General features: G+C 69.5%; 15 protein-coding genes. 11 read left to right on the top strand and 4 right to left on the bottom strand.

Annotation, left to right across the window (positions count from 1 at the left end; genetic code table 11):
• The first annotated feature begins 24 nt into the window (after nucleotides 1-24).
• Together V6B97_RS09145 and V6B97_RS09140 are read left to right on the top strand one after the other, a co-directional pair.
• Nucleotides 25-1,806 carry a motility associated factor glycosyltransferase family protein gene (locus tag V6B97_RS09145; RefSeq protein ID WP_333506196.1) on the top strand — a complete coding sequence of 594 codons (1,782 nt, stop codon included), beginning with the start codon at nucleotides 25-27 and terminating at the stop codon, nucleotides 1,804-1,806.
• Nucleotides 1,807-1,839: 33 nt separating this feature from the next.
• Nucleotides 1,840-2,142: an MTH1187 family thiamine-binding protein gene (locus V6B97_RS09140; protein WP_333506195.1), complete on the top strand. Its 303-nt coding sequence runs from the start codon at nucleotides 1,840-1,842 to the stop codon at nucleotides 2,140-2,142.
• Between the two features lie 30 nt (nucleotides 2,143-2,172).
• Here V6B97_RS09140 and V6B97_RS09135 read toward each other — a convergent pair whose 3' ends face one another.
• Nucleotides 2,173-3,603 carry an MATE family efflux transporter gene (locus tag V6B97_RS09135; RefSeq protein WP_333506194.1) on the bottom strand — a complete coding sequence of 477 codons (1,431 nt, stop codon included), beginning with the start codon at nucleotides 3,601-3,603 and terminating at the stop codon, nucleotides 2,173-2,175.
• Between the two features lie 244 nt (nucleotides 3,604-3,847).
• Here V6B97_RS09135 and V6B97_RS09130 point away from each other — a divergent pair, with 244 nt between their 5' ends.
• Nucleotides 3,848-4,462, top strand: coding sequence for a phosphatase PAP2 family protein (locus V6B97_RS09130; RefSeq protein WP_333506193.1), 615 nt, complete (start codon nucleotides 3,848-3,850; stop codon nucleotides 4,460-4,462).
• Nucleotides 4,459-6,687, top strand: a complete 2,229-nt coding sequence (locus tag V6B97_RS09125; protein ID WP_333506192.1) for an ArnT family glycosyltransferase — start codon at nucleotides 4,459-4,461, stop codon at nucleotides 6,685-6,687. The genes V6B97_RS09130 and V6B97_RS09125 overlap by 4 nt, the downstream gene beginning before the upstream one ends.
• A 140-nt stretch (nucleotides 6,688-6,827) precedes the next feature.
• On the opposite strand, the gene V6B97_RS09120 is transcribed toward V6B97_RS09125, so the two are convergent.
• The 3 genes from V6B97_RS09120 to rpmB form a co-directional block, all read right to left on the bottom strand.
• The gene (locus tag V6B97_RS09120; RefSeq protein ID WP_333506191.1) at nucleotides 6,828-7,946 is read right to left on the bottom strand and encodes a rhomboid family intramembrane serine protease; all 1,119 of its coding nucleotides are present in this window, start codon (nucleotides 7,944-7,946) and stop codon (nucleotides 6,828-6,830) included.
• Between the two features lie 32 nt (nucleotides 7,947-7,978).
• Complete coding sequence (locus tag V6B97_RS09115) at nucleotides 7,979-8,740, bottom strand: FxsA family protein (RefSeq protein WP_333506190.1); 762 nt, start codon at nucleotides 8,738-8,740, stop codon at nucleotides 7,979-7,981.
• 338 nt (nucleotides 8,741-9,078) lie between these two features.
• Nucleotides 9,079-9,288 (bottom strand): 50S ribosomal protein L28, encoded by a 210-nt coding sequence (gene rpmB, locus V6B97_RS09110; RefSeq protein WP_333506189.1) that lies wholly within the window; start codon nucleotides 9,286-9,288, stop codon nucleotides 9,079-9,081.
• A 241-nt stretch (nucleotides 9,289-9,529) separates the two neighbouring features.
• Here rpmB and V6B97_RS09105 point away from each other — a divergent pair, with 241 nt between their 5' ends.
• The 7 genes from V6B97_RS09105 (at nucleotide 9,530) to fabF (ending at nucleotide 15,356) form a co-directional block, all read left to right on the top strand.
• The gene (locus tag V6B97_RS09105) at nucleotides 9,530-10,150 is read left to right on the top strand and encodes a YceD family protein (RefSeq protein WP_333506188.1); all 621 of its coding nucleotides are present in this window, start codon (nucleotides 9,530-9,532) and stop codon (nucleotides 10,148-10,150) included.
• 45 nt (nucleotides 10,151-10,195) lie between these two features.
• The gene (gene rpmF / locus V6B97_RS09100) at nucleotides 10,196-10,375 is read left to right on the top strand and encodes a 50S ribosomal protein L32 (RefSeq protein ID WP_007527626.1); all 180 of its coding nucleotides are present in this window, start codon (nucleotides 10,196-10,198) and stop codon (nucleotides 10,373-10,375) included.
• Complete coding sequence (plsX, locus tag V6B97_RS09095; protein WP_333506187.1) at nucleotides 10,368-11,408, top strand: phosphate acyltransferase PlsX; 1,041 nt, start codon at nucleotides 10,368-10,370, stop codon at nucleotides 11,406-11,408. The genes rpmF and plsX overlap by 8 nt, the downstream gene beginning before the upstream one ends.
• Nucleotides 11,409-11,462: 54 nt before the next feature.
• Nucleotides 11,463-12,461 carry a beta-ketoacyl-ACP synthase III gene (locus V6B97_RS09090; protein ID WP_333506186.1) on the top strand — a complete coding sequence of 333 codons (999 nt, stop codon included), beginning with the start codon at nucleotides 11,463-11,465 and terminating at the stop codon, nucleotides 12,459-12,461.
• Between the two features lie 431 nt (nucleotides 12,462-12,892).
• Complete coding sequence (gene fabG, locus V6B97_RS09085) at nucleotides 12,893-13,636, top strand: 3-oxoacyl-[acyl-carrier-protein] reductase (RefSeq protein WP_333506185.1); 744 nt, start codon at nucleotides 12,893-12,895, stop codon at nucleotides 13,634-13,636.
• Between the two features lie 61 nt (nucleotides 13,637-13,697).
• The gene (gene acpP, locus V6B97_RS09080) at nucleotides 13,698-13,928 is read left to right on the top strand and encodes an acyl carrier protein (RefSeq protein WP_333506184.1); all 231 of its coding nucleotides are present in this window, start codon (nucleotides 13,698-13,700) and stop codon (nucleotides 13,926-13,928) included.
• 180 nt (nucleotides 13,929-14,108) lie between these two features.
• Complete coding sequence (gene fabF, locus V6B97_RS09075) at nucleotides 14,109-15,356, top strand: beta-ketoacyl-ACP synthase II (RefSeq protein ID WP_333506183.1); 1,248 nt, start codon at nucleotides 14,109-14,111, stop codon at nucleotides 15,354-15,356.
• Nucleotides 15,357-15,494: the final 138 nt, after the last annotated feature.

Genomic DNA, 15,494 nt, shown 5'->3' with positions numbered 1-15,494 from the left:
CATGCATCATGCATGCGCGGCACCATGAACCACACCCAATTCCTCGCCGAAAACACCAAGGCACTGGCCGCCGCGCAGCCCCAGGTGGCCGCCTGGCTTGCCGCCAATGCTCCCGCGCCTGAAACGCTGGCCTCGCGCCTGCGCCTGAACCGCTGGAACATGCTGGACGTCGAGTTGGAGGACGGTCGTCGGTTGTTTGACGCCTTCCCGCCCCACTTCGCCTACCGGTCGTGGCCCCCCACGGAACAGGCGGAGCGTTCGGCCACCATCATCGTGGGAGCCAACCTGGGCTACGGCATCAACCACATGCTGGAAAAGACGCCGCCGCGCCACCGGCTGCTGGTGCTGGAGCCCGACCCGGCCATGCTCACCCTGTGCCTGGGGCTGACGGACTACCGCCCGTTCATCCAGTCCGGCCGCCTGACCTTCGTGGAGCCCCGCTTCGAGGCGCTGGTGGCCGCCGTGCGCGGCTGCGACAAGCATTTTCTCTTCGGGCGCATCCTGTTGCAGGCGGACCTGGCCAGCCAGCAGATCGGCCCGGCCTGCGCCCACTGGACCCGCGTCTGCCGCGAACAGCTGGACGCCCTTTCGGTGGAGCTTTCCACCCTGCGCCGCGCGCAGGACGTGATGGTGGGCAACGAACTTTCCAACTTCCGGCGCGCCCTGGCCGACGGCGACATGAAGTCGCTGCGCGGCGCGCTGGGCGGCCTGCCCGCCGTCATCGCGGGCGCGGGTCCCTCGCTGGCCGCCTCGGCCCCGGCCGTGGCCGGGCTGGCGGACCGTGCGCTGGTCACGGCGGCCCTCCAGACCCTGCCCGCCATGCAGGCCGTGGGCATCCGGCCGGACCTGGCCCTGTGCATCGACTACAGCGACGGCATCCTGCGCGTGTACGACCGGCTGGACCCGGAATGGGCGCGCCGCGTGCCGCTGGTCTATTCCACCAAGGTCCAGCCCGAGGTGGTGCGCCGCTACCCCGGCCCCACCCTGCCCCTGTGGACCGTGGGCGGCATGGCCACCTTCATCGCGGGCAAGGACGATCTGGTGCTGGACGCCGCGGGCAACGTCAGCGTGGCCCTGCTGCGCCTGCTGCACTGGATGGGGGCGGGCCGCATGGTGCTGGCCGGGCAGGACTTCGGCTGGCGGGGCGAGACCTCGCACGCCGCCGGGCACCACGCCGCCGCCATCACCGTGGGCACGCTGGAACTGCCCGGCCGCGACGGCCCGGTGCGCTCCACCCTGCCCTACGCCACCGCCCTGCGCGACATGGAACAGGACATCCGCACCCTGGACCTGGACGTGGTGAACCTGTACGGCGGCGGCGCGCTGATCCGGGGCGCGCGGGACATCGCGCCCGAAGACCTGGACCGCGAACTGCCGCCCCCGGCGGACTCCGTCCGGGCAGACGGCGGCGACGGTTCCGGCGGTGTCCTGGCCGGGTTCCGCCAGCGCCTGGACGCGGCCATGACCCCGTGCGAACAGCCGCTGTTCGCGCCGCGCCTGCCGCACTGGCGCACCTCGCTGCGCAACGCGCAGAAGAAGCTGGAAACGCTGTTCCGCAAGCCGGAACGCCACGGCGCGGAGATCGTCGAAATGCTGGGCCGGGTGCATTTCTTCCTGCGCCAGGACTCCATCTGCACGCCGTACCTGTACAACGAGATCATGGACGTCTCCGGGCTGGTGCACGGCCGCGACCGGTTCGGGCTGCCGCAGCTGACGGAATTCCGGCAGATATCCCGGCGGGTGCTGGACAAGATCCGGCGCATCGACGAGGTGATGACCAGCGCGGCCGGTGAACGGGCCGCGTAGCGGCTGGCCAACAGACAGCCGCACGGAGGCATCATGAGCGTTCTCGCCGAAATCGCCGTCTTTCCCATGGACAAGGGGGACAGCGTCAGCCAGTGGGTGGCCCGCGTGCTGGGGGTCATCAGGGAAAGCGGCCTGCCGTACCAGCTGGGTCCCATGGGCACCACCATCGAAGGCGGACGGGCCGAGGTCATGCAGGTGGCCGACCGCTGCCTGGCCGCGCTGGAAGAGGACTGCGACCGGGTGTACATGACCCTGAAGGTGGACCTGCGCAAGGGTCCCTCCGGCCGCATGGCCGGAAAGGTGGCCTCGGTGGAGGCCAGACTGGACCGGGGCTGACGGCCGGGGGCCGGGAGCCGGGACGCCGTCTCAGGCGTCGGGCAGCCGGTGCGCCGTCTCCACCAGCCGCAGCCGCTTCCACGCGCCGCGCCGGAAACGCAGCCACGACACCACGGCCAGCAGCAGGATGAACGCGGTGAACGCCGCCCACAGCGTGTTCAGGGTCATCAGGCCCGAGGCGCGCAGGGCCAGCGTGGGCAGCACCAGCCAGACCAGACAGCCCAGCAGCATGTTCCACATGACGAACCAGGTGTCGCCCGCGCCCTTCAGCGCGCCGGTGTACACGATGGTCACCGCGTCCAGCAGGCAGTACACTGCCACGAAGCGCAGCAGCACCACGCCCATGGCGCGGATTTCCGCCTTCTGGGCCAGCACGGCGGGGTCCTGCGCGCCCCCGCTCAGGAACAGGTCGTACAGCGGCCCCGGCGTGAGGAAGAAGAACAGCGAAAGTCCCAGCATCCAGGCCATGGCCACGTGCAGGGTGCTGGCCGTCACCCGCTCGGCCCCGGCCGGGCTGCCCCGGCCCATGGCCTGCCCCACCATGCTGCCCACGGCGATGTTCATGCCCATCATGGGCAAAAAGGCCACCATGTTGATGGAAAAGGTGATGTTGGTGGCCGCCAGCGCCGTTTCGCCCAGTTCGCCCACCAGGAACACGAACCACGTCACCGAGAACAGCTCGGCGAAGCCGTTGATGCCGCTGGGCAGCCCGTAGCGCGCCATGCGCAGGAACAGCGCCCGTTCGAAGCCGCGTCCGCTCCACACCCGGAAGCACCGCTCGTTGCGCCGGGTGAACACCATGCCCCCCAGCAGCAACGAGGTGACGGCCCAGCTGAGGATCATGGACAGCCCGGCGCCCTCGATGCCCATCTCCGGCAGGCCCCACTCGCCGTAGATCAGGGCGTAGTCCAGCGGGATATGCACGGCCATGGCCGCAAAGTTGGCCAGCATCACCGGCCGGGTGCGCCCCTGCCCGGAAAAGAAGCCGCCCAGGCAGCTGTTGCCCAGCGCCAGCACCGAGCCCAGCGCCAGCATGCGGAAGTAGGCCACCTCTCCCGCCTGCACGGCGGGCAGGTGCCCGGCAAAGGCGAAAATGGCCGGGGCGGCGAACCACAGCAGGGCAAGGCACGCCCCGAAGAAGAAGGCCATCAGCAGCCCCTGCCACAGGGCCACGCCCACCCGGTGCGGCGCGCCCGAGCCGATGTACTGCGCTATGAACACCCCGGCGTAGCCGGTGATGCCCATGCAGGTGAGCAGAAACAGCAGATGCACCACCGCCGCGGGCGTGGCCGCCGCGATGGCTTCCACCGAATAGTGGCTCAGGAACAGCCGGTCGGTGAACTCCATGACCGTGGTGGAGGCCATGCCCGCCACCAGCGGCAGGCTGACGCCGAGCACCTCGCGGTACCCGCCCGGCGCGCTCCAGCGCGCGGTGACGCCAGCCACCATTCTCGACAACATTGCATCCTCCGTCGCATACCGTCCGAGTTGCGGAAAAGCCGTATCAAGTAGTCTAGCGGAAAAGGCGCGTCAAGGCATCCCGGCCGCGCGGCACGGTACGGCGAAGGGGGCGGGGCCGGGACCGGCGGGGACTGGGACAGGGCTGGCGAGGACCGGCGGGAATCGGGGGCAGGATCGGCGGCGGCCCTGGGCGCGGCGCGCCCGCGCCCTTCCCTTCACGGCGGATTCACCCTATAAGGCGGCAATGCGCCAGCCGTATCCCCTTTCGCACCACCTGCTGTGCGCACTGCCGCTGCTGGCGCTGCTTGCGGCCTCCGCCCTGTGCCTGGGCACCGGGGACGAGGTCACCGCCCACTGGCGCGCGTGGCGGCACCTTCACCCGGACGCCACCCTTGTCGTACGGGTGCTGACCGACTGGGGCAACCCGGCCATGTACGCGGTCTACGCGGCGCTCATGTGGCGCGCCCGCCGCCGCCACGACCCGCGCACCGTGCGTTTCGTCATCGCCTACGTGGTGGTGCAGCTGCTGATTTCGTTCCTGCTCGTGCGGGTGATCAAGATCGCCGCCGGGCGCACCCGGCCCGGCGTGGCGGGTCCGTGGGTGCCGTTTTCGTTCGACGGGCCGCACAATTCGCTGCCCTCGGGCCACACCACGGAAATCGCAGGCGCCTGCGCGCCGCTGGCCATGCGCTGGAAGCGCACGGCCGCTTCCCTTGCCCTCGGCTGTTTCGTGGCCGCCGTGGGCTATTCGCGGGTGCTGCTGGGGCAGCACCATGCCAGCGACGTACTGGCGGGGCTCCTGCTGGGCAGCCTTGCCGCCTTCGTCATCCACCGCATCACCCACAGGACCACTCCATGACCGAAACCGCCGCCCCCGAAACCAAGGCCGCCGCCCCGCACGACACGCCGCAGGACAAGGCGCAAACCCCGCCCGGCGCTGCCCCGGGCGGTACGGGCTCCCCCGGCGGCAAACCCGCCGGTTCCTGTCCCCCGCCCAGGCCCAAGGGCATCCTGGCCCGCCTGTACGACCTGCTGGCCTTCTTCCCGCTGCTGCCGCTCACGCTCATCTACGCGGCGCAGACGGCCTTCACCCTGGATGCGCGGTCCCTGTGGTTCTCGGACGAAATCCGCCACGGCAACGTCTACGAAACCATGCTGGCCACCGGGCAGTGGCTGGTGCCGCACCTGAACGGCACCCCCTATCCGGACAAGCCGCCGGTGTATTTCTGGTTCCTCGGCCTGCTGGACGCCATCCCCGGCGTGGACGGCCCCATGGTCTTCCAGCTGGGGGCCGCCGTTTCCGGCCTGCTGCTGCTGTGGGCCACCTATGCCCTGGCCCGCCTGGTGGCCGGGTGCGACAAGCGCGAATCGTTCGCGGCGGGCCTGGTGCTGCTGTGCGGCTTCTACTTCCTGGGCGTGACCCATTACGCCCGCATGGACCTGCTGTTCGCCGCCGCCATCACCCTGGCCCACGTGTGCATGTACCGGGGGCTGCGCCTGCCCGTGGCCTGCCGCTGGATATTCCCGGCCTTCGCCCTGGCCGCCGTGGCCACCCTGATCAAGGGGCCGTTCGGCGTGGCCTTCCCGCTGCTGGCGGGCCTGGCCTACGCCCTGTGGCGCGGCATGCCCCGCCGCCTGAACCGCATGGACGTGGCCATCGGCGGCGGCATCATGCTGGCCACCCTGCTGGCCTGGGTGGGCGCGGTATGGTTCGAGGGCTACGCGGACCTCATCCGCAACATCCTGCGCCACCAGATCGTGGACCGCGCCACCGCCGCCTGGCATCACGAGCAGCCGTGGTGGCACTATCTGGCCACCCTGCCCGCCGCGTGGCTGCCGTTCACCCCCATGCTGCTGTTCCTGCCGTGGGGCCGGGCCTTCACCCCAGCCTCCATGCGCGCCATGCTGGCCACCCGCAAGGGCCAGGGCGACGGCATGGCCTACATCTGGCTGGCGCTGGCCAGCTCGTTCGCCCTGCTGACCGTGGTCAGCATCAAGATCGTCATCTACCTGCTGCCGCTGTTCCCGCTGCTGGCCGTGGTCACCGCCCGCGCCCTGCTGCGCCTGAACGCGTTCGGCAGCCGCATGTACTTCGGCCTGACGGCCTTCCTGCTGCTGATGCTGGCGCTGGGCCTTGGCGCCGCCTCGCTGTGGCAGTGGGCGCCCGACATGGCGCGCGCGCACTTGCAGCCCCAGGTGCTGGCCCTGCTGGACATGGCGCGCGGCGCGCCCATTCTTGCAGGCATCACCCTGGTCTTCGCCGTGCTGCTGTGGAAGGCCGTGGACCGCAGCCGCCCCGAAGGCGGGCTACTGACCCTGGCGGCCTTCGTCACGGCGCTCGTCGTGCCCGCCGCCCTGTTCACCGCCCCCTCGCTGGATCCGGTCATGAGCCCCCGCGCCCAGGCCGAACTCATGGGCGACTACATCCGCAAGGGCTACCACCCGGTGAGCTACAAGGTGTACTCCGGCACCTACACCTACTACGCGGGCTCCAACATCGAGGAGCTTTCGGACGAGGAATCGCTGCGCGCCGCCATGACCCTGTTCCCGCAGGTGGTGGTGGCCATGCGCGCCGACCGCTTCGCGGAATGGGCCGACAAGCCCGCCGACCTGCGCGAGGTGCACCGCCAGTGGATCGTGGACCGCGAATTCGTGCTGGCGGAACGCTCCGGTCCCGTCCAGCCGGAACAGTTGGAGCAGCCCGTCCAGCCGGTCCAGCCGGAACAGCCTGCCGACGCGACGCCGCCCGCGCCCACCGGCGAAGATTCCGCCCCGGCCGTTTCCGGCGAGCAGGCTCCCGATGCCCCGGCCCTGCCGCAGCCCGCGCCCGGCGATGCCGGAAACGGCACGGCACCGGCCACGCCCGCCGTGCCCCAGCCCACGCAGCCGGACGCGCAGCCTGCCGCCCCCGCTCCCCAAATCCCGGAAGCCCCGGCCGTGCCCTTGCCCGGCCCGCAGCCGCAGGACAACGCCCCGGCCGCGCCGCAGCCCGTGCCGGTACCCACCCCTCCCCCGCCGCCGCCCGGCGTGGGCGCCACGGACAGCCCGGCCGAGCCCGCTCCGGCAACGGCGCAGGCCCAGTAGCCGGAATCCGCACGGCAAGAAAACACGACGGCCGTGGAGGCGACTCCACGGCCGTTTCGCATTGCGGGAACATCCTGTTCCGGCGGGAAAGCGCCCCCTCGGCCTGCCCCCCGTCAACGGGTGCAGACAGGGCGGGCATGTTACCGCAGGGCCAGCATCCAGCTGCCCCCCAGCAGCGCCGCGCAGGCCGCGCCCGCCAGCCATTCCAGCCAGCGTGGCGGCGGGCCGAAGCGTTCGCGCAGCCCCTGCGCCGCCATGCCCACCACGATGCCCGCCACCAGGCCGAACAGGTGCGCGCCAAGGTCGGTGCGCTCCCCTTCGCTGCCCAGCATGCCGAGGATGGCCAGACCTGCCGCCAGCGGCACCACCATGCGCCGCCACCCGCTCCAGCCGCCTTCCACGGCCAGCAGCCCGGACAGCACGCCCACCGCGCCGAACAGCGCCGTGGAAAAGCCCAGGCTGACGTGCGAGGCGGGCCGCGCCAGCGCGTTCAGCACGTTGCCGCCCGCCCCCGCCAGGATGGTCAGCAGCCAGCCCGGCCCGCTGCCCACGCGGCGGCACAGGGGGATCAGGAAGAAGCTGCCGAACAGGATGTTGCCGAACAGGTGCGGGCTGTCGGCGTGCAGGGTCAGGGCCGTGACCACGCGGTACCACTGCCCGCGCGCCACCGTGTAATAGACGTCCATGGCCCCGGCGTCGCGCCAGACGTCGGGGTCCAGATCCGGCAGGGGCAGGTTCATATCCCACCACCAGCCCATGCGCACCCCGTGCCACAGGGCCAGCAGCAGCAGGCCCAGCAGGGTCAGGTGCGCGTTGGCGCGCAGGGGGGCGGGGGGCGGCGCGGGCGGCCGGGCGCGGGCGGCGGCGTCCTCGCCCTCGGCGGCCAGCAGTTCCTGCCGGGCCAGACGTTCGTACAGCGCGGGCACGAAAAGATGCTGCCGGTCGCCCCGGCGCACGGCCATGAACGGGATGTTGCGCGCCTCCAGCACCAGCCGCCAGCGCGGCAGACAGTGCATGACACATGGCGGAAGCTGCGGCAGCGGCGCGGGCAGCGCCGCGTTCTGGGCGGGGGGAACGGGCACGGTCAGGTCGCGCCAGTACGGCGGCAGCACGGGCCTGCGGCGCAGGGCCGCCGCCACATGTTCCGGCCGCGCCGCAAGCCCGGAGGCCACGGCGGAGCGCCCGGCCAGGGCGGAAGCGCCGCCGGAGCGCACCGCCCGTGGGCGGCGGAAGCGGTCTGATCCGTTGGGGGGAGCCATGGGATGCGCGGAAATGGCGGGCCGGGGATGCGCTAGCGCGCGCCCGGACTGCCCGAGGTACCGTCCGGTGCGTTGCCGGACGTGGAGCCGGAGGTGTCACCGGACGTGTCACCGGACTGGCCGGAGCCGCCAGCCGGAGAGGACGGCTCCACCGGCTCGCAGTCGATGACCACGGTGCGGCGGGGTTCCTGCCCGGCACCGTGGCCGCCGCCGAAACCGGGGCCGCGATCATCCGGGCCGTAGGGGCGGGGGCCGTCGCCGCGCGTGCCGTCGGCCCCCTCGGGACCGTCAATACCATCCGCGCCTTGTCCGCCGCCGTGCCCCGGTCCGAACATCCCGCCCGCGCCGCCGAACGTTTCGGTGTGCCGCGCCCCGCCGGGGCCGAAATACCAGGTGCGCACGTGCACCGACGATCCGCCCGCGCGGCCTTCGGCCTGCATGGTGGTGTTCATGTGCCGCCGCAGCAGATGCGCGGCCAGCCTGCGCACCGGGGGCAGCAGCAGGAGAATCCCGAACACGTCGGACACGAAGCCGGGGAACACCATCAGGATGCCCGCCAGCAGCAGGAACAGCCCGTCCAGCATTTCGTCGGCGGGCAGCACGCCCTGGGCCAGGCTTTGCTGAATGCGCGCCAGCGTGCCCATGCCCTGGGTGCGGGCCAGCCACACCCCGGCCATGGCGAACAGGATCACCAGCAGCACGGCGTTGAACGCCCCGATGCGCGCGCCCACCTCCACCAGCACGTAGAATTCCAGAAAGGGGACCAGCAGCAGGACAAGACCAAGACGGGGCATGAGGGCTCCGGGATGGTTGCGGTGGGACGGTGCGCCCGCCCGTGGCGATGGCCGGGATGCGGGCCGGGCGGGCCCGGTGCGGGCAGGACAGCGCGGAAAAACAGGGACGTGGGGACGACGCGGGGCGGCATGCCCGCAAGGCGTTGCGCCCCCCGGCCGCGGATGTCCGCGCGCGCCCATTCTGGTAAGAATAGTCACGGAAGGACCCGGCGGCAAGACGTATCCCGCCGGAAAAATGCGGGGAATGGGACCGTGCCGGGCTCCGCGCCCGGAGAAACAACGGCAAAAAGCCCCGGCGGAAACCACCGGGGCTTTTGAACGCTGGGGGTCGGAAAGCCTTAGGCGACCTTGCGGACGGCGGGCTTCACCACCGCGCCGGAGCGCAGGCAGCGGGTGCAGACGCTGAGGGTCTTCACTTCGCCGTTGGGGCACTGGTGGCGGACGCTCTGCAGGTTCGGCTCGAAGCGGCGCTTGGTCTTGATGTTCGAGTGGCTCACATGGTGGCCGACCTGGGCCTTCTTGCCGCACACATCGCACTGCTTGGACATGACTTTCCTCCGTATATGTGCAAAGTTCGCGTGGTCGTTCTGGTGCGCCGCCGATGGCGTTCCGCCGCCGGGGCGCTGCGCGGGGCGGGCGTCGACCGATGTGCCGGGCACGTTCCGGACGCATTCTGGATGTTTGCCGCCGCGAGAGATGGGAGTCTTATACCGCCGCCCCGAAAAACGCAACCCCTTTCTTGACAGCCCGAAGGGTTCGCATGTAGTAATCGCTGCTCGCGAGGTAGCCATGCACCAGATTTGGATTCCGCTCAAGGACATTCCGGCGGGCGGCGGCGAGTACGAGGTTGACGACCAGTCCGTCTGGCAGGGCCCCATCGCCGAATTTTCACTGCCGTTCAACATCGTCGAGCCGTTGCGCGGCTCGGTGTTCCTGCTGCCGCAGGACGACGGCTGCCTCGTGCGCGGCAGGCTCACGGGGCGCATCAGCGCGCCCTGCGACCGCTGCGCCGAGCCTGCGGAACTGGCCATCGACCATTCCTTCGACAGCTTCGAGCCGTTTCCCGCCCCGGCCCAGCCCCAGCGCCCCGCGCAGCCAGCTCAGGAGGTCGCGCGCGGGCACGGCAAGGCGGGGGCTTCCGAGCCTGAAGCCGACGGCGAAATCGAGGACGTGGACGAGGCCGTGATCCGCATTTCCCCTTCCGGGCAGGGCGTCGAGGTGAGCCTGTCCGGCCTGTTGTGGGAAGAATTTCTGCTGGCCCTTCCGGCGAAGCCGCTGTGCTCCGCCACCTGCAAGGGCCTGTGCCCGTCGTGCGGAAGCAACCTGAACACCGCTTCCTGCGCCTGCACGCAGGAAGAGGGCGACCCCAGGCTTGCCGCCCTGCGCGGCCTTACCATCGGAAAGAAGTAGCACAACCCCCGCCGCGCGCGGCGGGACATCCAGGAGAGGAACGTCATGGCCGTTCAGCAGAACAAGAAGTCCAAGTCCAAGAAGGGCATGCGTCGTTCGCACGACCGCGTGGCCGTGCCCACCATCGTGTACTGCGCCTGCGGCGAGCCCACCGTTCCGCACCGCGCCTGCCCGAGCTGCGGCACCTACAAGGGCCGTCAGGTGGTTGCCCAGCCTAATGAATAACGCCACAGTCATCGCCGTGGATGCCATGGGGGGGGATTTCGGCCCCTCCGTGGTGGTCCCCGGCGCGATAGAGGCGGCGCGCGACAAGGGGGTCGCCCTTTTGCTGGTCGGCGACCAGGCGAAGGTGCGGGCGGAACTCGCCAGACTCCCTCTTGACGGCGTCGCCTACGACATTGTCCACGCCAGCGAAGTGGCCGGCATGGACGAAAAGCCTTCGGACATCCTGCGCCGCCGCAAGGACGCCTCCATCCAGGTGGCCTGCCGCCTGGTGCGCGACGGCCAGGCCCACGGCATCGTCAGCGCCGGGCATTCCGGCGCCACCGTGGCCTGCGGCATGTTCATCATGGGCCGCGTTCCCGGCGTGGACCGTCCCGCGCTCGCCTCCATCATGCCCACCGAGAAGAACCCCATCGTCCTGCTGGACGTGGGGGCCAACGTGGACTGCAAGCCCCACCACCTGTTCCAGTTCGGCCTCATGGCCGACGCCTTCGCGCGCGACCTTCTGGAGTGCGATTCGCCGCGTATCGGCCTCTTGAGCATCGGCGAGGAAGAGGGCAAGGGCAACACCCAGGTCAAGGAAGCCTACGAACTGTTCAAGCTGGCCCAGAACGGCATCAACTTCGTGGGCAACGTGGAAGGCCGCGACATTTTCAGCGGCGACGTGGACGTGGTGGTCTGCGACGGCTTCGTCGGCAACGTGGCGCTGAAGCTCAGCGAAGGGCTCAGCATGTCGCTGGGCCGCGTGCTGAAGCGCGAACTGCTCTCGGGCCTTCTGCCCAAGATCGGCACCCTGCTCGCCAAATCCGCCTTTCGCCGCTTCGCCCAGTTCGTGGACTACGCCGAATACGGCGGCGCGCCCCTGCTCGGCTTGCAGGGCATCGCCTTCGTCTGCCACGGCAAGTCCAACGCCAAGGCCGTGCGCAGCGCCGTCAAGCTGGCCGCCACCTTCGTGGAGAAGAAGACCAATGAACGCCTCGTCAAGGCCATCAGCGCCAACGAGGAGCTCACCCGCTACGGCAAGGCCATCAAGTAGCGTCCCCACCCTGCCACACGCGGCGCGCCCCGCGCGCCCACCGGAACGAGCCACATGACAGCATCGCGCGATATTGCCTGCCGGGTCAGGGGGTTCGGTGCGTACACTCCCGTGGACGTGCTGACCAACTTCGACCTTGAAAAGATCGTGGAAACCACCGACGAGTGGATCACCACCCGTACCGGCATCAAGCAGCGCCACCGCCTGGCCGAGGGGCAGAACGCCTCCGACGCGGCGACGGAAGCCGCCCGCCTGGCCCTGGCCGACGCGGACATGGAGCCGGGCGAGATCACCCACGTCATCAACGCCACCTGCACGCCCGACTACCTGTGCCCCAACACGGCCTGCCTCATCGAGGCCAAGCTGGGCATCGTGGGCGCCATGGCCTTCGATTTCAACGCCGCCTGCTCGGGCTACGTGTACGGCCTGTCCATGGCCCGCGCCATCGTGGCCGCCCAGCCCGAGGCGCGCGTGCTGCTGACCGCCACCGAGGCGCTGACCCGCCGCCTGAACTGGGCCGACCGCTCCACCTGCGTGCTGTTCGGCGACGGGGCGGGCGCATCGGTGATCACCGCCGGGACCGAAGGCGCGGGCGCCCTGCTGGAAGACGTGCACTGCGCGTCCGACGGCAACCTGGGCGGCCTGCTGACCATCGGTGGCGGCACCCACACCCCCTACGCCAAGGGCGACCCGGTGGGCGACGACTTCTTCGTGCAGATGAACGGCCGCGACGTGTTCAAGCACGCCGTGCGCAACATGGCCGCCATCAGCCAGGACGTGCTCGCCCGCAACGGCCTGACCATCGACGACGTGGCCCTGGTCATTCCGCACCAGGCCAACCTGCGCATCATCGAGGCCGTGGGCGACCGCCTAGGCGTGCCCGCCGAACGGATGTTCGTGAACCTGCACGAGTTCGGCAACACCTCGGCGGCGTCCGTGCCGCTGGCCATCGCCGACGCGCGGGCCAAGGGCGTGCTGCGCCCCGGCATGCGCGTGCTGCTGGCCACCTTTGGGGGCGGGTTTACGTGGGGGGCCGCCCTGTTGCATTTCTAGGCGCACGTCGCCTTTTTGCCGCTGGCGGACCGACCCGAAGGGCGCGTAGCGTGCCCGTTAGGCGAGTCCGCGAGCCTTACGGGCATCGAGCGCAGAGCGGCCAAACTTCGCCTGCCATGGCTTTGCTGTCCTTATCCGTAAGGTTCGCTTTGCTCACCTAACGGCTAAGGCTCGGTCGAATACGATAAGAGCGCGCTGCGGTCCTCATCCGTAAGGCTCGCAAGCTCGCCTAACGGCTGAGGCATACTCCCTCATGGCAGACTCGTTTTCCTTGCCAGCGAAAAAAAATCCGTTTGCCAACGAATCGCCGGACACCGGAAGAAAATACCATAATCTTCCCCCGCGATACCCCGGAACGGGCCAATTGAAGTCGCACTGTCTTTGGGGTATAAGGCGGTGCCCTTTGCAACCCGCAACATGAGAAAGGCCGAATGAGCGAACTCACTTCCACCGCGCTGGTCACCGGGGGCTCCCGGGGCATCGGCAAGGCCGTGGCGGAAACCCTGGCCCGCGAGGGCTTTCAGGTCTACCTCACCTACGTGAGCAAGCCCGAGGAGGCCGAAGCCGTGGCCGCGGGCATCAACGCCGCGGGCGGTTCGGCGCGCGCCTTCCGGCTGGACGTTTCCGACGCCGCCGCCGTGGCCGCGTTCTTCCAGGAAGAAATCAGGGAAAAGGTCGCCCTGGACGTGCTCGTGAACAACGCGGGCATCACCAAGGACGGGCTGATCCTGCGCATGAAGGACGAGGACTTCGACCGCGTGCTGGACGTCAACCTTTCCGGGGCGTTCACCTGTCTGCGCGAGGCGGCCAAGCTGATGACCAGACAGCGCAGGGGCCGCATCGTCAACATCACCTCGGTGGTGGGCCAGATGGGCAATGCCGGGCAGATCAACTATTCCGCCGCCAAGGCGGGGCTGATCGGCATGACCAAGTCCGCCGCCAAGGAACTTGCCGGGCGCAACGTCACGGTCAACGCCGTGGCCCCCGGCTTCATCGAAACCGACATGACCGCGAAGCTCACCGACGAGATTCGCGCGGCATATATCGAAGCCATCCCGCTCCGGCGCCTGGGCTCGCCCCAGGACATCGCCGATGCCGTGGCCTTTCTGGCTTCCGATAAGGCGGGCTACATCACCGGGCAGGTCATCGCCGTCAACGGCGGCATGTACTGCTAGCAGCCCGTCCCGTACGCAGCACCGACCGGCACCGAAACGAGAAAACAGCATTGGAGGGACCATGTCCGTTGAAGAAAAGATCAGCAAGATCATCATGGATCAGCTTGGCGTGTCCGCCGAGGAAGTGAAGCCCGAAGCCTCCTTCGTGGAAGACCTTGGCGCCGACTCGCTCGACCTGACCGAACTGATAATGGCCATGGAAGAGGAATTCGGCATCGAAATCGACGACGACGATGCCCAGAAGATCCTCAAGGTCCAGGACGCCATCGCCTACATCAAGAGCAAGCAGTAGGGCTTGCCCTTCACGCAACGAAGATCGCATGCGGGCGTCTTATGACGAGGTCATAAGACGCTCTCGCGCTTTTCTTCCGCACGGCCGAAACCACACGGACAGCGCGCAACCACTCGCCATCGTTCCACATCCATCCCGTTCGCGCGGGTTCGGCCCCATTACCGCCAAGAGGAAATCTTAATGACCGGAAAGCGTGTCGTCGTGACCGGCCTTGCGGCCATCACCCCCCTTGGTAACGACCTTGCGACAAGCTGGGAGAATCTCGTGGCCGGGAAGTCCGGCATCGGGCCCATCACCCACTTCGACGCTTCGGAGTACACCTCGCGCATCGCGGGCGAGGTCAAGGGCTTCGCCCCAGAGAAGTACATCCCGGCCAAGCAGGCCAAGCGCATGGACCGCTTCGTCCAGTTCGCGGTGGCCACCGGCAAGATGCTCGTCGAGCATTCCGGCCTCGTCATCGACGACGCCAACGCCCACCGCGTGGGCGTGCTGCTTGGCGTGGGGCTTGGCGGGCTGGAGACCATCGAGGTCTTCCACACCAAGCTCGTCGAGTCGGGGCCCAACCGCGTCTCGCCGTTCATGATCCCCATGCTGATCTCCAACATGGCGCCGGGCCAGGTCTCCATCTTCACCGGGGCCAAGGGTCCCAACCTGGTGACCACCAGCGCCTGCGCGTCGGGCCAGCACGCCATCGGCTATGCCTACACCGACATCGCCATGGGCCGCTGCGACGCGGTGATCACCGGCGGGGTGGAAGCCACCATCACGCCCATGGGCGTTTCCGGCTTCACCGCGCTGAAGGCGCTGTCCACCGCCAACAACGATGACCCCGCCAAGGCTTCGCGCCCGTTCGACAAGGAACGCGACGGCTTCGTCATCGGCGAAGGCTCGGGCTTTTTGATGCTGGAATCGCTGGAATCGGCCCAGGCGCGCGGCGCCACCATCTACGCGGAAGTGGTGGGCTACGGCGCCTCGGGCGACGCCTATCACATGACCGCCCCGCACGAGGACGGCCTGGGCATGGCGCAGGCCATGCGGGCCGCCATCGACGAGGCGGGCATCCGCCCGGAGGACGTGGACCACATCAACGCCCACGCCACCTCGACGTACCTCAACGACCTGTGCGAAACCAAGGCCATCAAGAAGGTGTTCGGCGACCACGCCAAAAACATCCGCATCACGGCCAACAAGTCCATGACCGGGCACCTGCTGGGCGCCGCGGGCGGGATGGAGGGCGTGTTCAGCGTCATGGCGCTGCACACCGGCGTCATTCCCGGCACCATCAACCGCGACACGCCCGACCCCGAGTGCGACCTGAACTACATGGCGGGCGGCTCGGAGAAGTACCAGGCCGAATACGTGCTGTGCAATTCGTTCGGCTTCGGCGGGACGAACTGCTGCATGCTGTACAAGCGCTGGAAGGGGTAACGGGATAAATTTCGGGGGGGGGGGGGGGGGGGGGGGGGGGGGGGGGGGGGGGGGGGGGGGGGGGGGGGGGGGGGGGGGGGGGGGGGGGGGGGGGGGGGGGGGGGGGGGGGGGGGGGGGGGGGGGGGGGGGGGGGGGGG

The sequence above is a fragment of the Nitratidesulfovibrio sp. 1201_IL3209 genome (genome assembly GCF_036763125.1).
Taxonomy (GTDB): Bacteria; Desulfobacterota; Desulfovibrionia; order Desulfovibrionales; family Desulfovibrionaceae; genus Cupidesulfovibrio.
This window is presented reverse-complemented; position numbering and strand designations above follow the sequence as displayed.